The following is a 19,774-nucleotide window of genomic DNA, read 5'->3' on the forward strand; positions in this document are numbered from 1 at the left end:
GTCTCGGCAACTACTCTCATTGGTCACACCATGGTCGAGCACTTCACACCAAAAATCGCAGAGCCGGATGTCATAGTCCGGATCCACTGGTCTGATATCGGGGGCGAGGTATTGGATCTGTTCTACGAGGCTTGTGTCAGCGCCGCATGCCGGTTTGTCGTGGCGTTCAACGCCACTCACACCGACGGTATCGCCACCATGTGCGCCGACACCGCTGCATTGTTGTTGCCGCGCCTTCCCTGTGAACGTAACTGGGTGATCCCCTGATGGCCTCGCCGGATCCACTCGATGCCGACGGCCAGGTCCATGATTGCCACGATGATCCTGGGCCGATCTACTCGCCGTTCGCGGCGATGGCCTTCCTGATGATCGCCGTAGGGTGTAGCGCGGAGGACTGCATGATGCGGTCCCGAGCTGAGGACGCGCTGCGGCTGTCGACTTCAGCCCCTACTACCCCGTCAAGGATGTGTGACTCGGGGCTGGAAACGGCCTTCGCAGAACGCATTTACGCACGCACGCACGACAGCTCGCGCGGGATCGGCAATATCGCCGATCGATGCCGCTCACATCGTTTTTGGCCACGTTGACCGCGTTGTCGAACATCTCTAAACGGGACTTCGCGGCTGGCTCAGCGCGCCCCGACGATGTGTAGAGCCATGTCGGCATAGGCGGCGGCGATGTCCTCAGGACTCCGTTCGCCCTCGTCGCGGTACCAGCGGGCGATGTCGATGCCCAGCGAGAGCAGGGCGACTGTGGCCATGCGCGGACTGGGGGTGTCGAAGGCGCCCGCCGTGACGCCGCGCTCGACGAGTTCGCGAATCTCCCGGTCGATCCGGTGGTGGATGTCGAGGACCTCGGCGTTGTGCTCGGGAGTGAGCGAGGACGGTTCGTAGCTTACGGTCCTGGCGCCGGTATGCCCTCTGGCATGGTGAACAGCAAAGGCGTGCAACACATTTCGCAACGCGGTGGAAGGTTCACTGGACGATTCGACCCCCTTCATGCATGAAGGGTTTCCTAGTCAAAGGTGATGTGGTGCGGCGGGTGGCACGCGGATGACCACTGCGAACTGCGGGATTGGGTGCGCGATCGAGGAATTGGTGTCCGGATCGCCCGCGAGGGATCGATCCAGCCAACACCTCGGCCGCCATCGGTGGGTCATCGAACGCACCATCGCCTGGCTCGGCGGCTATCACCGGCTCTCGATTCGCTACGACTGCAAGGGCACCCACTACTGTGGGTTCCTAACCCTGGCAGCGGCACTGACCTGCTACAAGAAGCTCTACATGGCACGCAACGCCACATGAGACACGCTCTAAAGCGGGGTCGGCAGCGACGATGATCGCCCGTGGGTTGGACGCCGACGTGGTCGCCGGACGGGTCGCCGCCGATTCCGCGTACGTGTCGGGACACCCGGCATCGGGCATCACGCGATGTCTCGCAGTCCAAGCAGCTGGTCGATCGGGCAGTCCGGATCCAATCGGGCGATGCGTCGCACCAGGTCTTGCGTCATTGATCCGCCGACGACTGGGGACGCCAGCGCCTCGAACTTAGTCACGAGCGCGTCCCACTCAGCCGGAAGCTCGGCGTCGGTGGACGGTTGGAAGACGTCGACCTCGGCCTCGAGGCGCTCGCCACTCGTGAGATTGACGACGACGTGTGTCGGCCCGACCAAGGGTCTGTCCGGCCTCGGGTCCACCTCGATTCGATTGCGCAGGGCGACGAGCCGCGGATCGCGGACGCGCTCGTCCGTGAATGCATCGGGACCGGTGACGAAACCTGCCAGCGCCAGGCTTGCGGCATGGCGCACGCTGAACTTGCCTTCGAGTCCTGTGACTGGATCGGCAATGCAGCAGATGTCAAGCATCTTGTCGGATACTGTCAATCGGGCGTGGACGATGTCATCGTCGGAGAACGAGCGTTGGGTGCGGATCTGGGCGATGCCGTCGATCGCCGAATGTGTCCCATGACAGCAGGCGTGCCGTTTGAAGAGGACCGACTCGATTGCCAATCGGTCGCCCATGACCTCCTGAGGCCGCGCCGGGTCGAAGGATGTGCTCTGGGTCCACGCAAAGCCCTGACGCCCCTCGATCGCGTCCGACGGTGCTGTGAAGCCCTTTGCTGCCAGCTGAGCCGCCAGCATGCCGTTGGTTGCTGCTTTCCCTGCGTTGAGATGTTTGCCCATGGTTCCGAAGCTGATCTTGAGGCCGGCCGCCTGGGTGGCTGCCAGACCGTAGGCCTGCGCGAGCCCTTCGGCATCGAGCCCCAAGAGGCGTGCGCAGGCGCCCGTGGCGCCGAAAGTCCCATAGGTACCCGTGCCGTGGAAGCCCTTCTCGTACGCTGATGGACCGGTTGCGAGTGCGATGCGCACTTGCCCTTGCAGACCGGCAACAATCGCTTCAACCACTTGCGCGGTGGTCGATTGCATCCCTTCCCCGAGCGCGACCGCGGCCGACACGATCGTTGCCGAGGTGTGGCCCTCGGCCCACATGCTCGAGTCGTCGAAGTCGAGAGCATGAGCGGCGACAGCGTTTGCGAGTGCGGCATCACGAGGCGAGCTGCGCAGGTTGGTTCCCACGATCTTGGCCACGGGCCGACAATCGGCCTCGAGTGCGACGGCCTGTGCAATCCGTCCAGCTGGTTCGACCGATCCAGCGATGGTAGCTCCGAGCCAATCGAGCAACATGTGTCTCGCGCGCGCCAAGGTCTGAGGTGACAGATCTTCGTAGCGCAATGCGCTGACCTCATGCGCGATCCGTGAGGTGAAACCTTGGACCGGCGAGATGCTTGCTGACCCAGTGGCGCCGCGCCATTGTGGAATCGGATTCATCCCACTATGGTATCGTATTCAAAGACCATTTGGTGCGGCGAGGTGGCGCTCGGAGTGAGCCGGGGCCGGTCGTATGCGGAGCGTTAGGGAAGGTGGGAGACATTGTCAGCGAATACGGTGGGATCGTTGGGGGCAGCGGGGAGCGTGCCGTCTGAGGCGGTGGATGTTCGTGTCGATAAGTGGTCGACGCCGGTGCTGAACGAGGAGAACCGGTTGAAGCTGGCCACGTTTGCCACCAACATGCGCGGGAGTGTGACCCTTGCCAATGTCGAGGGCAAGGTGGTGGGCAGTTGGGAGGAGAGTCTGCGGCTGGCTCAGCATGCGGATCGGATCGGTTTCGATGCCGTGATCCCGGTGGCGCGCTGGCGTGGGTTCGGTGGCGAGGCTGATCTGTCCAGCCGCAGTTTCGAGCCGTTCACGTGGGCCACGGCGCTTCTGGCGCGGACCGAGCGGATCCAGGTGTTCGCCACCGTTCATGTGCCGATCTTCCATCCGACGCTTGCGGCGAAGATGTCGGCCACTGCCGATCATGTCTCCGGTGGCCGGTTCGGAGTCAACGTCGTAGCGGGCTGGTTTCCCGAGGAGTTCGCGATGTTCGGGATCACTCAGAAGGATCATGAGGGGCGCTACGCCTACGCCGATGAGTGGACGAGGCTGCTCAAGCAGTTGTGGACCAGCGACGGTCCGCGCGATTTCCTCGGTGAGCACCTCACCGCTGTCGACGCGTTCTCGGATCCGCATCCGTTGCAGGAGCCTTATCCGGTGCTGATGAACGCGGGTACCAGTGGTGCTGGGCGGGACTTCGCGGCCACGCACAGTGATCTGATCTTCGCCTCTCTGCAGGATCTCGAGACCGCTACGCGTCAGATCGCGGAGATCAAGCAGCTTGCGCGTGAGACTCATGGTCGTGAGGTTCGGGTCTTCGGCCGGGCGCATGTGGTGTGTCGCTCGACGGAGGTCGAGGCTCGGGAGTACTTCCGGTGGGTTCATCGTGATCAGGCCGACGTGGCTGCGATCGAGCGGTTGTTCGAGACCAGTTCGGCGAACTCGAAGAGTCTCGAGGTCGGCCAGGAGGAGCACTGGCAGAAGATCGAGCGGTTGGCTGCTGGGCGTGGTGCTTTGACGTTGGTCGGTACTCCGGAGCAGATCGTCTCGTCGATGGTCGAGTTGTCCGAGGCTGGTCTGGATGGTCTGGCCCTGTCCTGGGTCAATTATGACGAGGGTCTGCAGCAGATGGAGGACGACATTCTGCCGCTGATGGTCGAGGCGGGTCTGCGGGCTCGATGACATCGACACAGTCAGCTCGCAGATACCCGAAACAGGACGTCGCATGCCGTCACACTCCGGGCGATGGCGTGCACAGACCAACCGTGTCCACGCTGGCAGCGCGACCAACCCGCGCGTCTCGGAAAGGGAATGTGGAATGTCGGTAAGTGACCTAACTCCAAAGTTTGTGTCTCCAGCGCACCGGTTGCGGGATCTCCTCGCCGGGGAAGGGCTGGTGCAGATTCCCGGCATTTACGATCCTTTCTCGGCTCGGGCAGCACAGGAGATGGGCTTTCAGGCGGTGGCGCTGGGTGGCGGAGTCACGGTGTCTGTGGGATATCACGTGGTACCCGACATGACCATGATCTCAACGCGAGATGTGATTGATGTGGCACGTGGAATTACCCGTGCAATTGATATTCCACTGATCGTGGATTTCGACGATGGCGGCGGTAATCCGCTCCAGGTCCGACACGCCGTACAGTTGGCGGAGGCGGCGGGCATTGCGGGCGTCATGATCGAAGACACGGATTTCACGTACCCTAAGCATACCCCGCCGAAAGAGTTGGGGAAGATCATGCAGTTCGAGGACAATCATCATCTGTCGCGGGAGGCGGCGGTGCAGCGGATTCGGGCGGCGGTAGAGGCGCGACGCAATCCCGCCACGGTCATTATTGCACGGACTGATGGCGCCCTGATTTCCAAGGAGGAGTCGCTTATCCGGATGCGATTGTTGGCTGATGCTGGGGCGGATGTGATCAAGCCTACGCACTTTCCCTTCGAAGACGCCGCGGAGGCGGTGGAAGCGTGCGGCCGACCAGTGATGATGGTCCCCATCCGACTGGGCAGCTCAACTCCCCAGGAGCTCGAACACGCGCGCCGCGGCGGAGTCAAGCTACTGCTCGAACCGGTCCCGGTTTCCTATGCGATCTACGGTGCGGTCATCAAAACACTCGCGGAGCTCAAGAGCGCAGGCACTGTAGCCGGGGACTATTCCGAGACAGTCAAGTTCGTCCAAGAAACGATCCGCTACCCCGACTGGGGCGATCTGGCCACCCGCTACCAAGAGTGAGGGTGACGCATACACATCGAAAAAGACAGTGCGGTAGTCCCAGAACTTGAGCCGCACGGCAAGCGTGTCGGAATATTTGCCGCGGCCTTGCTACTTATTCCGTGCTGAACCACCCCTCGACCACCTGCCCCGACGCTTCGTCCAGGTAGCAGCCTAGCTTCCCTCGCGGATGCGCTCGAGCAACACATATTCGTCCAACGGAGGACCGCACTATGGCGACTACGACTCAAGCACCTACTAGCGCAGCCCATCGCTCACAATTCGATGCAGCACGGAAGTGGGTCGACATCGCGCGATCCCTCGCTTCGCTGGTCGAGTCCGAGGTGCCGCAGGCCAGCAAGGACTCCATCATCACGCCGAAGGTTGTCCAGGCCTGGAAAGATGCCGGCCTGTACGGGGTGTTGCTGCCCACGCATCTCGGAGGTGGCGGCGTGGACAACGTCACCTATATCGAGATCGCGGAGGAGATCTCCCGGCAGGACGCCTCAGCGGGATGGGTGTACGCCAACCACCAGACAGGCACGTTGTTCCCCGGGATGCTTCTGAGTGAAGAGACCTTCCGCGAGTTGCTCGGCCCGAACGGTGACGGCATCGCCTGTGGCGCTGGCGCGCCTAGTGGAAACTTCGGCACGGCGAAGCGGGTCGATGGCGGCTACCTCGTGCAGACGAGCCCTAGACCGTTCGGCTCCGGCTCGAAGTACGCAAACCGAGTGGTGGCTCGGGTCGCCCTGGTCGATGACAACGAGGAGATGACGATCGGTGACGATGGCAACCCGATCGTTGTCTACATCTGGGTCGACCCGTCCAACGTCGAGTGGCTCAACGATTGGAACGCCTCTGGCCTAGAGGGCACCGGCTCGGGTTCCTACCGGATCAAAGAGCACGTCCTTGAAGCGAAGTGGATGGGCACAGACACTGGAAAAAGGGCTATCGATGACCCGGCCTTCACCCAGGGCTTTACGCCGGTTTCCAGTCTGCATCACGCCGGCGTAGGCCTCGGACTGGCGAAGCGAATTATCGAGGAGATCGCGAAGTCGGCCCGTGGTCGGCGCCGTGGAGACGTGCCCGCCCTGGACCAGTACCCGCTGTTTCAGGCCGATTTCGTCCGTATCGAGTCGTCGTACCAAGCTGCTCGTGCGCTCGTCCTCGACGCGTTCCGGGAGGTGTGGGATGCAGCTACTGCGGGTCGCGTTACTGATCTGCACACCGTACGGATCGAGCAGGCGAACTTGCATCTTCATCGAGCCCTTGATGAAATCGTGTCAACGGCATTGCTGTGGGCGGGTTCTGACGTAATCCCGAAAGATAGCATCTTTGCTCGGCTCAATGCGAATGCGCGTATCGCGTTGAATCATCTTATGGTGGGACCTCAACAGGCTGCCAAGATTGCGCCCCAGGTGCTGGCAGTATGGCAAGGCGATGACTCAACGATCGTGTCCTGATCCACCATCACCGATTTGTCGTAGTACGAATGCCAGGCGCGATTTATCGCGGGCGGATTAAATCCCTGGCCACAGTGAAGAGTGCCCCGGCCGTAGCTTTGTTGAGAAGGGTGGTGATGACAATCGAGTCTCACACAAATAACCTGATTGCGGTGGTTGAAGGTAAAGTGCAGCACGGCGATAGACGCGGGCGTGAGCTCGGGTTTCCGACTGCGAACATCCATGACCCCGACGCTGTCCGACTCGATGGTGTTTACGCAGGCATACTTCACGTGGGACCCACCGACGACGGGCCGTCGTACGTCGCGGCTGTCTCGGTGGGGCACCGCCCCACATTTTACGGCGCTAACGCATTGCGGCTCCTCGAGGCTCACCTCTTGGACTTCTCAGGCGACCTGTATGGCAGGCGCGTCCGCATAGAGTTGCACTCCCGACTGCGTCCGCAGCGTAAGTACGTCGACGATCTCACTCTGGTTCGTCAATTACGTTTGGATGTAGAGGCCACGCGTGCATGGGCCTTCGCTAACGGAGTGGGTGATCTAGTGGGCAACAATCTTCGGATTCGCCAAGGTTTTCGGCGTACGACGGCGACGCCATCGGTTCGAGACCGGAGTTCGTCCAAAGAAGCGTGAAGATACGGTCATGAGCTGCGAACACCAGGAGCACAGTGGCAGTGAACGCTCGGCCGGCTTGGCTTCGTAGAGCGCAACATTGGATTGGTTCAGCATCGAGGCCCGAACGTATTTGATGCCCTCTCGGGCGGGAGGCGGTGTCGGTGCTGACTGAATACGGATCGGATTCTGCCGAGGCGGTTCTCTGGTCATTGTCGCACGTCGGACTGGCTCGTCCGGAGGCTAGCAGCACGGCGAATAGTTCTGCGGGACAACGGGCTTGAAGCACCTCTCGGGCTTTGGTCGAGTTCGTTCTCGACGGCCTGCAGATGCGGCGGAGTGGATGTTGAGGTTGCTGCCCTTCGGGAAGTGCTCGCGCAGAGGCCTGTACGTACTCTCGTTGGACGCGCGCCGCCAGCGCGACAGGGAGTCACGCAATTAGAACATTGCACCTAGCGTCCGTGCGATTTCGGGGCACCCAGTCCCGGATGGTGCAGGACAGTCCCGTTTCGAGCGAGGGTCTGAACGTTATCGGTCTCGATCTCGTCCACCCGGTACCTCGTCACTAATCGACCGCTTACTGATAGGAGAGCATTATGAAGATCGGAATCCTTGGTGTCGGCAACATCGGTACCACTTTGGCTAACCGCCTCGCCTCGGTAGGCCACCACGTGAAGGTCGCGAACTCCCGAGGCCCTGAAACCTTGCCGCCCCGTGCGTTGAGCACGGGCGCGACGGGCGTCACCGCGAGCGAGGTCGTCGTAGATGTGCAAGTCCTCGTCACGTCGGTTCCATTTGCGAGGGTCCCAGAAATCAGGACGTTGATCGAGCTGCTTCCGGACGATGCGGTTGTCATAGACACGTCAAACTATTACCCGCACCGTGATGGCAATATCGACGCTGTCGACCGTGGTCAGGTTGAAAGCTTGTGGGTAAGCGAACAGTTCGGCCGCAGGGTGACGAAGGCATGGAACGCCATCTTTACCGGTTCATTCGACTCCAAGGCGGTGCCGCCTGGGGATCCTGCACGCGTCGCGATCCCCGTTGCGGGGGATAACGATGCCCATCGCGCTGTGGCGATGTCGCTGGTCAACGAGACGGGATTCGACGCGTTCGATGCCGGGCTTCTTGAGAACTCGTGGCGGCAACAGCCCGGGACGCCGGCCTTCTGTACTGATCACACCAAGGATCAAATCAGTGATGTGCTCGCTGCGGCGGACATCTCGCGGTCGATCCGCCGGCGCGACCTGATGGTTGAGGTGAACCGCGAGATTTTGCGGGATCCGACGCCTGTCCGTCCTGCGGACTACATGGTGCAGCTGCATCGAGTGTTCAACACGTAGACGGAGAACGTCGAGTATGGCAACCGCCGAAGCCGACAAGAAACTCATCGACTAACTTCGCGACTCGCACATCATTGAAGACCGCGACGAATGTGCTGCGTCGGAGCACTTGCGGGTGCGGAGGACGCATCAGTCGTTCGGGTTGGCATGTGCTGTGCAGCAGCCTGCGTGTCGAACCTACTTCACCACTTACGCGAGTCTTGCTGCTCGGTGTTATCGGGCATGGACAGCGATGCGGTTCGACACTGTCGGTCATCGATGAATTTGGGTACCTGCCCCGGTACCAGGATTTGGCTGCGTCGGCGCTCTTTCAGGTAGTCGCGCAAGGTTGCAAAGTCTTCGTTCGTGACCAGGCGATCGCGGGGGCAACTTGCGATGCCGAATCTCGGCGACAACACCGCGCTCCGGTCGGCGTTCGCGGCGTGACTGAAGGGAGCGGTGTGACCGCGGGATGGGCAAGGTGCTTGAAGTGGGCCCTGTCCGCCGCGGATCCCATTCCCACACGCGAGGGCCAGTGCTCCGTGATTGTCATCGGCATTGATTCGCAGCTTGACAAAGAGGCGGGCATCCCAGAAGTGTTCGGCGAGTACCTTGAGTACGAGGCCCTTGGCTGCTTCTATGCAGGAGCCCGAGTCGCCCTGACTTGACGCCAGTCGAGAATCCTGGCCGAGCGAGCCGCTGAGCATGCACTGATCGACTAACGGGTGCCAACAGAGCGCGACTGTAGCGTTCACCCGGCCACAGACGGCAAATCTGATGGTCCGGGTTGCCAGCCGATGCGCACATCACCGGTATGCACCATACACGAAACGCGTGATCTGCAAGTCGATTCCAATTGGAGAGATCAGGATTCGCCCGCCGCGAGCAGTGGGCCATCCGCAGACTCGGATTGTCGAGTGTAGTCATCACGGCGTACGAATAGGTGGGTGGAGGCACCGTGTCGTTGGAGGGCGCCAACAGGCACCAGCTGGTACGAATTCTGAAAGTACTTGCGGACTCACGGGAGTTATGAATACGATTGCAAGACGTGGTCGGTGCCACACAGCTGGTGCTTACGCACTGTTCCTTCCGACTACGTACGAGGTGCGTTCGCCTCCCCCCAGCGCAATGCCGGACATGCCTTCGAGCGAACCGAACGACGTGTCCGAGCGGTCCTGTGGGTGTCTTCCGAGCACACCAAGTTCAACACGGGCGCGCTGACGGCCGACGCCGGCAAGCCCGCGAAAGAGGGCTGAGGGCGATCTGCCGCGACATTCTAATGAACCAAAAAATGATTCGGAGCACTGATGCAGACGACTGACCACACGTCCTTTTTCATCGACGGTGCTTGGCGCGCCGCCAAGTCCGATCGATCATTCGACGTTATCTCCCCACGCTCGGAACAGCGGGTCGGACGTGTTCCCGCCGCATCGCGAACCGACATCGACGACGCGGTAGCCGCAGCGCGGCGCGCCTTCGACGACGGGCCTTGGCCGCGGATGAGCCCGGGGGAGCGGGCGGAGTACCTCAGCCGCATCGCTGCAGGGATCGAGAAGCGCCAGCACGAACTGGCGCCACTCATCTCCGAGGAACTCGGCTGTACTCTGCCCCTTTCACAGTTCTACATGACGGTAGCGCCCGTGATGAGCTTCAACTACTTCGCAGAAGTCGGGCGAACGCTGGAACTGGAGGAGGTGCGGGTCAGTGATCTCACGCCTTTCACCGGTGGTTCGACGGGTGGCTTCACGGTCCCCATGGCGGGCAACAGCCTCGTCGTCCGTGAGCCTGTAGGCGTGGTGGCGTCGTTCCCCGCCTACAACTTTGCCTTTGCGGCAGTCGGACAGAAGCTCGGTCCAGCGCTGATCGCAGGGTGCACAGTTGTGCTCAAGGTTCCGGAGCCCAATCCGCTCGCCACCTTCGTCTACGGTGAGATCCTTGAGGAAGCGGGTCTGCCCCCTGGGGTCGTGAACATCGTAGCTGCAGCCGCTGACGAGTCGGCGTACTTGGTCGAGCACCCCGGTGTCGACATGGTCAGTTTCACCGGATCGGATGCGGTTGGCGCTAAGGTGGCGGCCGCTTGTGGTGCGTTGGTTCGGCCGGTCGTGCTCGAATTGGGAGGTAAGTCTGCGGCGATCGTCCTTGACGACGCGCGGCCGGAAGAAGTCGTACCCCTGCTGGTGGGCGCCAGCGTCGGTGCCAACTCGGGACAAGTTTGTGTTGCGCAGAGCAGGTTCATCGTGCCTGCCGCGCAGTATCAGGTGTACGCCGAGGCGCTCACGGAAGCTTTCTCGTCTCTGAAGGTCGGCGATCCGATGGAGCCGGACACCGTGATCGGCCCGCTCGTTTCAGCCAGGCAGCGAGATCGCGTGGAGTCGATCGTCGAAGAGGCCCGCCGCGAGGGTGCCACGGTGGCTACTGGTGGGCAGCGGCCTGCGGACTTGCCGTTGGGATGGTACTACGAGCCCACGCTCATCACGGATGCTCACAACGATATGAAGGTCGCCCGCGAGGAGGTTTTCGGCCCGGTTGCTGTGCTCATACCGCACGATGGCGAGGAAGATGCCATCCGCATCGCGAACGAGAGCCCCTACGGCCTGGCGGGATCGGTGTTCACCGCCGACGACGCCCACGGCTTCGAGGTAGCGCGGCGTATCCGAACGGGGACGTTCTCGGTCAACACCATCACATCCGATCTGGGTTCGCCGTTCGGTGGGTACGGCAAGTCAGGAATCGGACGCGAGCACGGCCCGACGGCTGTCGACGAGTATCTCCACAGCCGCACGATCTCCATGGACCCGGGCAAGCAGCTGCCGGATGCGGTGACCAGCGGAGTGCGCCGCGGTGATGGACCGGGAAGCCGCGAGGCCTGACCACACCCGTTCGCGACAAGCCACGGCGGTGGTCCCGACGGGTGCTCGGCTCCCCACGAGCCGGGCATCCGTAGCTGACAGCAATCAGGAGGCAGAGTGGCAGAACTAGACATAGCCACCCGAAACACTGCTCGTCCCCAGCGAAATACTTCACAAATCTGACCAATCCCGCCTCGTCGGGCTATCGAAAGGCCACCCGTGGCAATCATTCTGCAATCAGCAAACCTGAGCGTCTCTCCGGACGCCGCTTGGGGCATCGTTGATCGTTTCATGCGGGCCGACATTCGCGTGTTCGGCATCATCGAAGCGCTGCGCATAGACGGTCCCCTGCGAACCGTGACGTCCGGTGGAGGCGTCGAGTACTCGGAACTGAACATCACGGTAGACCCCGAGCACAGGTACGCTTCCTACACGCTGCCCGAGATCTGGGAAGCGACCTATCACCACGGGTCCATGCGGGTCTTCGATACCGGCGACGGACGCTGTCGGTTCGAGTGGATCACCGACGTTGCTCCGGATTCCTGGGTAGTTGATCACGGCGAGTTCATGGAAATGCTGTGGTCTGATCTGATCAAGGTGCTGGAGACCGGCCAGGAAGCGCCATGGCCCGCGGCTGTCGTCGACTGAACTCTTCGATAAAAGGTCTCACTGCTCTGCCGAACCCGGTCTGGATCGGGTTCGCCGTAGACTTGGTGGAGCCACATTCTTTCTAAGCCGTGTTCCATAAGTGGTTTGGTGAGGGACCGCATGTAGGCGCCGTCAATCGGCTCTTTCAGCCTTTCCTCAGGTAGCGCCGCGACGATCGTTCGTCACCGGCCATCGGCCGAAACGGAGGCGCCCCGGGGAGCCGGCGGTTCCCCGGGGCGCCTCCGTTCTGTCACTTACCAAGTACCACCACATATCAGCTGCACTCCACGCACAGGCGGACTGGTTGAGCACGGTTTCGATCCGGCCTCGCTAGGCTGCGAGGTCGACGTGCAGAGAACCCAGGCGATGCGGGGCCGACGACTTGTCGCTAACCAGCTCCGGTGACCAGCACTAATCTGAATGGCTCAGATTCGCTGACAACGAGCATCTGGCACTTGTTTGCGACGGGCCGATTCTTGGGTGTTGACCTGGGAACTATCGGCGAATAGCGACATCACTTACCAGCAGCGACTTTGGCTTGGGCGGTGCGGGCAAGTCGGTAGGAGTCGGTGCCGGTTCGATGATATGGCCGCCGAAGGTGAGTTGGTCGACGATCGTGGCGCAGAGCCTGGGGTCGGTGAAGGATTTGGTCCAGCCGGAGAACGATTCGTTGCAGGCGATCGCGACGGAGTTCTTTTCCTCGCGTTCGGTCAGGACCTGAAACAGCGTTCCGCGCCGCGGCGGTCGAGTTCCATGTAGCCGAGCTCGTCGATGCAGAGCAGGTCGACGCTCCCGTACCGGGCGATCATCTTGATGAGTTGTTTGCCGTCAGTGGCCTCGACGAGCTCGTTGACCAGTTTCGTGGCCAGCGTATATTTGACCCGGTGGCCTTGCATGGCGGCCTCGGTGTCCAACGCGATGAGCAGGTGGGATTTGCCGGTGCCGGAGTCACCGATCAGCCAGAGCGGGAACCCCTTCTTGATCCATTCGCCGTTGGTGAGGTGTGGATCGTGGCGGGATCGGCGTTGGGATTGGCATCGGAATCGAACGCCCGCAACGACTTGTCGCGCGGGAACCCCGCTCGGATGCGGTGTTCGCTGCTCCGTCGGGCGCTGTCGTCGCATTCGGCGACGAGCAGCTCGGCCAGGAATGCTCGGTAGGTCGTTTGTTCGCGGGTGGCACCCTCGGCGATCTCGTTGAACCGGGCCCGGATGGTGGGGAGTCGTAGCATTCGGCAGACTTGGTCGGCGTCGGCGTCGGCGGTTTGATCGGTCAGGCCGTGGCGTCGTGGTGCGGTGATGCTCATGCTGTGGTGCTCCCTTTCGTCGTGGACGGAGTTCGGACAAGCAATTGGTCATAGGCCGCGACCGAGGGGAGCGGCCGCCGATCCGGTGGGGTGCGGCCAGCCAGCGCTGTGTAAGCGAGGGGACCGGGCCCGGTTCGTCGAACTCGACCACCGCAGGCTCGCCGGTGCGGGTTTCGCCGATCTTTCGGGCTTCCAAGGCGACCGCGTCGGCGGTCACGCGGCCGCGAGGCCGGCGACGACGTGGTCGTGTGGCAGATATCGGTGCAGTAGAAGCACTTCGATCAACGCTCGGGTGCCGTCTCGTTCGCCGTGGGCGTGCCGGGCCGCTGACCACCATGCTTCGTGGACCGGGGTGAACTTGCCTGCGGCGCGGGCCTGATCGAGCGCGGTCGCGCCCGGCAGAGCACCGGGTTTGCGCAGCAGACCTTCGAGATAGTGATCCAGATCCAGGCGTGTCTGCCCCTTGGCGGGCAGTCGTTCGTGGCGGGCGGCGACGGTGCGGCCGTCGAAGACGACCAGGTGGCTGGCGTGCAACAACACTCGGACCTGGCGCCCGATCAACCGGACCGGCACCGAGTAGTGGTTGGTGCGGACGGTGATCTGGGAAAACTTGTCGACCCGCGGGGTGAACCAGCGCCCGGTCTCGGGTGGTTCGTCGGGCAGTGGCTTGAGCAGCGATTTCTCGGCAGCGAACAGGTCCCCGATCGTGCGGGGTCGGGCGCCGATGCGGCGCTGTTCGTCGGCCAGGTCCCAGGCGTCGACCAGTTCGTTGAGCTCGTCGATCGACTCGACTTCGGGGATCGGGACGAAGTGATTTCTGGAACCACCCGATCTGGCCCTCGACGCCGCCCTTCTCGTGGGCGCCCTCGATACCCGGTCGGCAATAGAACACGTCGAAGTCATAGTGCGACTGGGAATGTGGTTCAACAGTCAAATTCCTCACGCAGCCGGGCGAATCCGATCACCCGGGCGACCGCGGCCCGCAGGTTGTCGTAGCGGATCTTGCCGAACGGCACCCCACCCAACACCTCGAAGGCGTGGACGTGTCCTTCGAAGAACCCTTCCTGACCAGCGGAGAGGAAGCACCGGTGAACGGCCTTGCCCCAAAACGACATCCGCAACGCGAACGAGCACACCACCACCAGCTTGCCGCGCGGCCGGACCGTCACGTCGCCGAAGTCGACCTCGGCTTCTTCTGCGAAGCGGTGGGTTTGGCGGATGAAGACCTCCGCCGGGCCTTTGCCTTCCTCGGCACGGACCTGCGGTTTTCGCTCGGCGACGTAGTCGCGCAGCGTTTGGTGGGCGACATCGTCCATGCGTGTTCGTCGAGCAGCCGGGCATGCAGACATTTGATGGTGCGGGGCTGCTTGCGTGGTGCCCGCACATCCGCGCGCAGGACTTCGTCGATTGAATGGCTTGAACGAGTCGAGCTTGGAGCCTCGCGTCGGATACTTCCCGCGCTCGTTCGGCCGAGCGGCATTCTCGCGGCTCACTGCGCGCCAGCCGACCCCGTACTTCGTCTGGAACGCAACCAAGATCACGACGTCAAAATCCGCCGATACGAACATCTTCGGATCAGGGAGGACGTCAGGATCTACCGATCGGTGACTTCGCAGATCACGATGGAACCAGTGCTCGCGGCATAGGCGCGAATCGCATCGCGCCCGATGGCCGGCCGCTCGGTGCCGGAGCCATTGCCTTGAGACACGCCGACGTGGCGCTAGGACGCGCTCGTTGGTGGCCGACAAAGTCGTCCCAGTTGTGGTGGTCGGCGCTGTACGCGTACTTGCTCTTGGCCCGCGTTATCTCCTCGATCGGAGGCGAATCGGCGTGGGATGCGATGCCTCCCGGCTGTTGGGTGGCTGGTCTATCACCCGATGTGAGTGCCGCGAAGGCATTGTGGAATCGGTTCCAAGCGTTTATGGTATCGTATTCAAAGACCATTTGGTGCGGCGAGGTGGCGCTCGGAGTGAGCCGGGGCCGGTCGTATGCGGAGCGTTAGGGAAGGTGGGAGACATTGTCAGCGAATACGGTGGGATCGTTGGGGGCAGCGGGGAGCGTGCCGTCTGAGGCGGTGGATGTTCGTGTCGATAAGTGGTCGACGCCGGTGCTGAACGAGGAGAACCGGTTGAAGCTGGCCACGTTTGCCACCAACATGCGCGGGAGTGTGACCCTTGCCAATGTCGAGGGCAAGGTGGTGGGCAGTTGGGAGGAGAGTCTGCGGCTGGCTCAGCATGCGGATCGGATCGGTTTCGATGCCGTGATCCCGGTGGCGCGCTGGCGTGGGTTCGGTGGCGAGGCTGATCTGTCCAGCCGCAGTTTCGAGCCGTTCACGTGGGCCACGGCGCTTCTGGCGCGGACCGAGCGGATCCAGGTGTTCGCCACCGTTCATGTGCCGATCTTCCATCCGACGCTTGCGGCGAAGATGTCGGCCACTGCCGATCATGTCTCCGGTGGCCGGTTCGGAGTCAACGTCGTAGCGGGCTGGTTTCCCGAGGAGTTCGCGATGTTCGGGATCACTCAGAAGGATCATGAGGGGCGCTACGCCTACGCCGATGAGTGGACGAGGCTGCTCAAGCAGTTGTGGACCAGCGACGGTCCGCGCGATTTCCTCGGTGAGCACCTCACCGCTGTCGACGCGTTCTCGGATCCGCATCCGTTGCAGGAGCCTTATCCGGTGCTGATGAACGCGGGTACCAGTGGTGCTGGGCGGGACTTCGCGGCCACGCACAGTGATCTGATCTTCGCCTCTCTGCAGGATCTCGAGACCGCTACGCGTCAGATCGCGGAGATCAAGCAGCTTGCGCGTGAGACTCATGGTCGTGAGGTTCGGGTCTTCGGCCGGGCGCATGTGGTGTGTCGCTCGACGGAGGTCGAGGCTCGGGAGTACTTCCGGTGGGTTCATCGTGATCAGGCCGACGTGGCTGCGATCGAGCGGTTGTTCGAGACCAGTTCGGCGAACTCGAAGAGTCTCGAGGTCGGCCAGGAGGAGCACTGGCAGAAGATCGAGCGGTTGGCTGCTGGGCGTGGTGCTTTGACGTTGGTCGGTACTCCGGAGCAGATCGTCTCGTCGATGGTCGAGTTGTCCGAGGCTGGTCTGGATGGTCTGGCCCTGTCCTGGGTCAATTATGACGAGGGTCTGCAGCAGATGGAGGACGACATTCTGCCGCTGATGGTCGAGGCGGGTCTGCGGGCTCGATGACATCGACACAGTCAGCTCACGCGGGTATCCGAAAAACCATGTCGCCTTACGAGATCGACTCTGCGCTGGGTCGTTTGAGACGTGAAGTCTCTCGATCGAGCGTTCTGGCAGGACGGATCCCGGCGGCGAAGGTCGCCTGAGCGGCGAGGCAATGAATGACGAGGCAATGAGCGCGATAAGTGGAGGTTTTCAATGATTGCAGAGGGTATGGGTGTGCCGCCGAAGGAGGAGCGAGAGCGACTGCGGGAGCGGTATCTGCAGGAGCGGGATAAACGGCTTCGTCAGGAAGGCACGGGGCAATACGTCACGCTGGACCCGTCTTCGGAGTACCTGCAGGATCCGTTCACTCCTCATGTCGAGCGTGGTGCAGTCACCCGTGAGGTCGAGGTGCTGATCGTGGGGGGCGGGTTCGGTGGTTTGACCGCTGGTGCGCTGCTGCGCAAAGCAGGGCAGATGGATCTGGCGATCGTCGAAGACGCAGGTGATTTCGGCGGTGTGTGGTATTGGAACCGCTATCCGGGCGCGCGGTGTGACATCGAATCCTACATCTATCTGCCGCTGCTCGAAGACCTCGGTTACATGCCGACCGAGCGGTACACCCGCACCGATGAGATCTGGGACTATGCCCGCCGGATGGGGCGCCACTTCGACTTGTACAAGGACGCGCTGTTCCATACCCGGGTTACTGAGCTGCGTTGGGATGAGGAGCATGAGCGGTGGGCGGTGACGACCGATCGCGGCGACGAGATCATCGCGCAGTTCGTCGTGCTGGCTTCGGGACTGATGTTCAGCCGCCCCAAGCTTCCTGGGATCCCCGGCATCGACGGCTTCGAGGGTCATTCATTTCACACCAGTCGTTGGGATTACGACTACACCGGCGGTGATAACACCGGTGGCCTGGACGGCCTTGGTGACAAGCGGGTCGCCCTGGTCGGTACGGGGGCATCTGCGGTGCAGGTGGTGCCGCGTGTCGCGGAGTCGGCCAAGGAGCTCTACGTCTTCCAGCGGACCCCGTCGATCATTGATTCCCGAGGTAACGGGCCCACAGACGCGCAATGGTGGGCGAGTTTGACCGAGGGCTGGCAGGCCGACCGCCAGATGAACTTCGACCTTGTGCTGGAGGGCAAGAGCCCCGATCGTGTCCTGGTTCAGGATCAGTGGGGGCACATGTGGGGTCGTCCGGACGCGCGGTCTATGTCGCCGGAGGAAACCGCGCAGGCGATGGAAGCCCTCGATTTCCAGCAGATGGAGCGGATTCGTCAGCGAATCGCCGATATCGTCCTCGACGAGAAGACCGCCGCAGGTCTCATGCCGTACTACGGGCGTTTCTGCAAACGGCCCTGCTTCAGCGACGATTACCTGCCGGCTTTCAATCGGCCGAACGTGACGCTGATCGACACCGAAGGTCAAGGACCCGAGCGCATCTCCAAGCACGCCGTGCACTTCGGCGGTACCGCCTATGAGGTGGATTGCATCATCTACGCGACTGGGTTTGAGTCATTTGCCAAGTCGCCGTCGCAGTCGGGTCGGTACAACGTGATCGGGCGCGATGGTGTGACGCTCGACGACAAGTGGGGCGGGGAGGCGTTCGCCTCGCTTCACGGCCTCTACACCAACGGGTTTCCCAACATGTTCGTCATCGGTAGCAGCCGTCAGTCGGCCGCGACGTTCAATATCCCGTACCGGATGTACATCCAGGTAAATCATGTGGTCGAGATGATCACCGAGTTGTCCAAGTCGGGCGTGACGTCGATGGAAGTGACACGCGAGGCCGAGCTGGCCTGGGGCGAACTCCAAGACACGCTCCGCGGTGGCGCGGACATCGCGAAGGTGATGCTCGATTGCACACCCGGCTATTACAACAATGAGGGAAGTGTTGGCGGCGGTGTTCCTGTCGTCGCCGCCGGCTATCCGGGCGGCACGATCCAGTTCCGCGACCAGATCGACTCCTGGCGCCAACGCGGCGGATTCCGCGAGGACTTCATCCTTCGCAGCACACCTGGCGTGAATGGCTCACGCGATCAAATTGACAGCCCCTTCGACTCTAGCGAGGTTCCTGATGCGGTACTACCCTGAGAACGCCGATCCGGCCACCCGGCCGGGTCTCGAGCACTGTGTCGAGCGGGCCCTGCCGAACGTTGAGAACTCGGTCATGTTGGGCATCTTCCAGCCTAACCAGGCGTTCGGGGAGTGGCCGACGCTGGCGCCCAATCCGACGGAGTGGACCTTCGAGTACAACCTCGCCACGGTGCGCGCCGCGGAGGCGATCGGCATGAGCTTCGCGTTCCCCGCCGCGCGCTGGGCCGGCCTGCCCGGCGACGAGATCGTGTGGCGGGGGGCCAGCCTCGACACCATCACGTTGACGGCGGCGCTGTTGGCATCTACGAAGCACATCACCCTCCTGACCACAGTGAACACCAACCTGTTGAACCCGGTGGTCGCCGCGAAGTACGGCGTCGGCCTCGATCACATCGGCGCCGGACGCTGGGGTCTCAACGTGGTCAGCGGATGGGGCGCGCACGAGTTCGCGGCGATGGGCGTGGAGTTGCTCGATCACAAGGAGCGCTACCGATACACCCGCGAGTGGCTCGACATCGTCGAGATGCTCTGGCGCGACGGTGAGGCGTCTCTCGATGGCGAGTACTTCAAGGTCGACAAGGCCTCAGGGCGCCCTCGGCCCATGCAGGTCTCACCGCTGGTCGTCAATGCCGGTCAGTCCTACACCGGCATGCGCTTTTCGGCCGAGCGCGCTGACTACATCTTCTGCTACGGCGAACGCGCCGAGAAGTTCCGCGAAATCCGAGCAGAGGTGGGCAGCGATTGCGGGTTCATCGGCACCAAGTCGGTGATCATCGCCGCCACCACCGCAGAAGCAGAGCGCCGCGCCGAGCAGATCGTCGGCGGTGCAGACCGAGGGGCACTGCGCAACATGTGGGTGACCAGCGGCGCCGAGACCGCCGAGTCCGCCGAAGATCGCTTGAACACCCCCGGTGCGGTGCACGACTACCTGCTCGGCGACGCGATCGTAGGAAGCGCCGAAGACGTCGGTGCCCAATTGGCTCAGTGGGCTATCGAGCACGACATCGACGGGATCTGCCTCAACCTCTACGACTACCTCGGCGATCTCGACCTGATCGGCTCCCGCGCGATCCCCGTCTTCGAAGCCGAACTCGCTGCCCACGGTAAGTCGTTTCGCAGGCCTTTCGTAGGCGAACCGGTCTCCTGATCC

General features: G+C 62.4%; 16 protein-coding genes and 1 pseudogene. 12 read left to right on the plus strand and 5 right to left on the minus strand.

Annotation, left to right across the window (positions count from 1 at the left end; genetic code table 11):
- The first annotated feature begins 30 nt into the window (after positions 1-30).
- Positions 31-267: a hypothetical protein gene (locus ACFVJ5_RS27550; RefSeq protein WP_379224383.1), complete on the plus strand. Its 237-nt coding sequence runs from the start codon at positions 31-33 to the stop codon at positions 265-267.
- A gap of 361 nt (positions 268-628) precedes the next feature.
- Here ACFVJ5_RS27550 and ACFVJ5_RS27555 read toward each other — a convergent pair whose 3' ends face one another.
- Positions 629-1,000, minus strand: coding sequence for a hypothetical protein (locus ACFVJ5_RS27555; protein ID WP_379224384.1), 372 nt, complete (start codon positions 998-1,000; stop codon positions 629-631).
- 52 nt (positions 1,001-1,052) lie between these two features.
- Between ACFVJ5_RS27555 and ACFVJ5_RS27560 the strand changes: the two genes are divergently transcribed.
- Positions 1,053-1,304: a transposase gene (locus ACFVJ5_RS27560; protein ID WP_379224386.1), complete on the plus strand. Its 252-nt coding sequence runs from the start codon at positions 1,053-1,055 to the stop codon at positions 1,302-1,304.
- 119 nt (positions 1,305-1,423) lie between these two features.
- On the opposite strand, the gene ACFVJ5_RS27565 is transcribed toward ACFVJ5_RS27560, so the two are convergent.
- Positions 1,424-2,827, minus strand: coding sequence for an MmgE/PrpD family protein (locus ACFVJ5_RS27565; protein ID WP_379224387.1), 1,404 nt, complete (start codon positions 2,825-2,827; stop codon positions 1,424-1,426).
- A gap of 159 nt (positions 2,828-2,986) precedes the next feature.
- Here ACFVJ5_RS27565 and ACFVJ5_RS27570 point away from each other — a divergent pair, with 159 nt between their 5' ends.
- From ACFVJ5_RS27570 to ACFVJ5_RS27600, 7 genes are all read left to right on the plus strand, one after another.
- Positions 2,987-4,114, plus strand: coding sequence for an LLM class flavin-dependent oxidoreductase (locus tag ACFVJ5_RS27570; protein WP_379224389.1), 1,128 nt, complete (start codon positions 2,987-2,989; stop codon positions 4,112-4,114).
- Between the two features lie 136 nt (positions 4,115-4,250).
- Positions 4,251-5,165: an oxaloacetate decarboxylase gene (locus ACFVJ5_RS27575; protein ID WP_379224391.1), complete on the plus strand. Its 915-nt coding sequence runs from the start codon at positions 4,251-4,253 to the stop codon at positions 5,163-5,165.
- A gap of 212 nt (positions 5,166-5,377) precedes the next feature.
- Positions 5,378-6,607, plus strand: a complete 1,230-nt coding sequence (locus tag ACFVJ5_RS27580; RefSeq protein ID WP_379224393.1) for an acyl-CoA dehydrogenase family protein — start codon at positions 5,378-5,380, stop codon at positions 6,605-6,607.
- 116 nt (positions 6,608-6,723) lie between these two features.
- Positions 6,724-7,239, plus strand: coding sequence for a riboflavin kinase (locus tag ACFVJ5_RS27585; protein ID WP_379224395.1), 516 nt, complete (start codon positions 6,724-6,726; stop codon positions 7,237-7,239).
- Positions 7,240-7,814: 575 nt separating this feature from the next.
- Positions 7,815-8,561: an NADPH-dependent F420 reductase gene (locus ACFVJ5_RS27590; protein WP_379224397.1), complete on the plus strand. Its 747-nt coding sequence runs from the start codon at positions 7,815-7,817 to the stop codon at positions 8,559-8,561.
- 1,286 nt (positions 8,562-9,847) lie between these two features.
- Positions 9,848-11,410 carry an aldehyde dehydrogenase gene (locus ACFVJ5_RS27595; protein WP_379224399.1) on the plus strand — a complete coding sequence of 521 codons (1,563 nt, stop codon included), beginning with the start codon at positions 9,848-9,850 and terminating at the stop codon, positions 11,408-11,410.
- A gap of 198 nt (positions 11,411-11,608) precedes the next feature.
- Positions 11,609-12,037 carry a hypothetical protein gene (locus tag ACFVJ5_RS27600; protein WP_379224401.1) on the plus strand — a complete coding sequence of 143 codons (429 nt, stop codon included), beginning with the start codon at positions 11,609-11,611 and terminating at the stop codon, positions 12,035-12,037.
- Between the two features lie 514 nt (positions 12,038-12,551).
- Here the strand turns inward: ACFVJ5_RS27600 and istB are convergent.
- The 3 genes and pseudogenes from istB to ACFVJ5_RS27615 all read right to left on the minus strand — a co-directional run bounded on the left by istB (position 12,552) and on the right by ACFVJ5_RS27615 (position 14,659).
- Positions 12,552-13,343 (minus strand): annotated as a pseudogene (gene istB, locus ACFVJ5_RS27605) (IS21-like element helper ATPase IstB).
- Between the two features lie 213 nt (positions 13,344-13,556).
- The gene (locus ACFVJ5_RS27610; protein WP_379224403.1) at positions 13,557-14,246 is read right to left on the minus strand and encodes a hypothetical protein; all 690 of its coding nucleotides are present in this window, start codon (positions 14,244-14,246) and stop codon (positions 13,557-13,559) included.
- A 20-nt stretch (positions 14,247-14,266) separates the two neighbouring features.
- Positions 14,267-14,659 (minus strand): hypothetical protein, encoded by a 393-nt coding sequence (locus ACFVJ5_RS27615; protein WP_379224405.1) that lies wholly within the window; start codon positions 14,657-14,659, stop codon positions 14,267-14,269.
- A 758-nt stretch (positions 14,660-15,417) separates the two neighbouring features.
- Between ACFVJ5_RS27615 and ACFVJ5_RS27620 the strand changes: the two genes are divergently transcribed.
- From ACFVJ5_RS27620 to ACFVJ5_RS27630, 3 genes are all read left to right on the plus strand, one after another.
- Positions 15,418-16,545: an LLM class flavin-dependent oxidoreductase gene (locus ACFVJ5_RS27620; RefSeq protein ID WP_379224389.1), complete on the plus strand. Its 1,128-nt coding sequence runs from the start codon at positions 15,418-15,420 to the stop codon at positions 16,543-16,545.
- 192 nt (positions 16,546-16,737) lie between these two features.
- Entirely contained in the window at positions 16,738-18,621 is a 1,884-nt protein-coding gene (locus ACFVJ5_RS27625; RefSeq protein ID WP_379224407.1) for a flavin-containing monooxygenase, read from the plus strand.
- Positions 18,605-19,771, plus strand: a complete 1,167-nt coding sequence (locus ACFVJ5_RS27630; RefSeq protein WP_379224409.1) for an LLM class flavin-dependent oxidoreductase — start codon at positions 18,605-18,607, stop codon at positions 19,769-19,771. The genes ACFVJ5_RS27625 and ACFVJ5_RS27630 overlap by 17 nt, the downstream gene beginning before the upstream one ends.
- The last annotated feature ends 3 nt before the right edge of the window (positions 19,772-19,774 follow it).

This window comes from Nocardia sp. NPDC127606 (genome assembly GCF_042671725.1).
Classification (GTDB): Bacteria; Actinomycetota; Actinomycetes; order Mycobacteriales; family Mycobacteriaceae; genus Nocardia.

Excerpts from the sequence above, each read along its gene's own strand:
- ACFVJ5_RS27550 (WP_379224383.1), top strand. The coding sequence starts at position 31 with ATGGTCGAGCACTTCACACCAAAAATCGCAGAGCCGGATGTCATAGTC.
- ACFVJ5_RS27555 (WP_379224384.1), bottom strand. The coding sequence starts at position 1,000 with ATGAAGGGGGTCGAATCGTCCAGTGAACCTTCCACCGCGTTGCGAAAT.
- ACFVJ5_RS27560 (WP_379224386.1), top strand. The coding sequence starts at position 1,053 with ATGACCACTGCGAACTGCGGGATTGGGTGCGCGATCGAGGAATTGGTG.
- ACFVJ5_RS27565 (WP_379224387.1), bottom strand. The coding sequence starts at position 2,827 with ATGAATCCGATTCCACAATGGCGCGGCGCCACTGGGTCAGCAAGCATC.
- ACFVJ5_RS27575 (WP_379224391.1), top strand. The coding sequence starts at position 4,251 with ATGTCGGTAAGTGACCTAACTCCAAAGTTTGTGTCTCCAGCGCACCGG.
- ACFVJ5_RS27580 (WP_379224393.1), top strand. The coding sequence starts at position 5,378 with ATGGCGACTACGACTCAAGCACCTACTAGCGCAGCCCATCGCTCACAA.
- ACFVJ5_RS27585 (WP_379224395.1), top strand. The coding sequence starts at position 6,724 with ATGACAATCGAGTCTCACACAAATAACCTGATTGCGGTGGTTGAAGGT.
- ACFVJ5_RS27590 (WP_379224397.1), top strand. The coding sequence starts at position 7,815 with ATGAAGATCGGAATCCTTGGTGTCGGCAACATCGGTACCACTTTGGCT.
- ACFVJ5_RS27595 (WP_379224399.1), top strand. The coding sequence starts at position 9,848 with ATGCAGACGACTGACCACACGTCCTTTTTCATCGACGGTGCTTGGCGC.
- ACFVJ5_RS27610 (WP_379224403.1), bottom strand. The coding sequence starts at position 14,246 with ATGACTTCGACGTGTTCTATTGCCGACCGGGTATCGAGGGCGCCCACG.
- ACFVJ5_RS27615 (WP_379224405.1), bottom strand. The coding sequence starts at position 14,659 with ATGGACGATGTCGCCCACCAAACGCTGCGCGACTACGTCGCCGAGCGA.
- ACFVJ5_RS27625 (WP_379224407.1), top strand. The coding sequence starts at position 16,738 with ATGATTGCAGAGGGTATGGGTGTGCCGCCGAAGGAGGAGCGAGAGCGA.
- ACFVJ5_RS27630 (WP_379224409.1), top strand. The coding sequence starts at position 18,605 with ATGCGGTACTACCCTGAGAACGCCGATCCGGCCACCCGGCCGGGTCTC.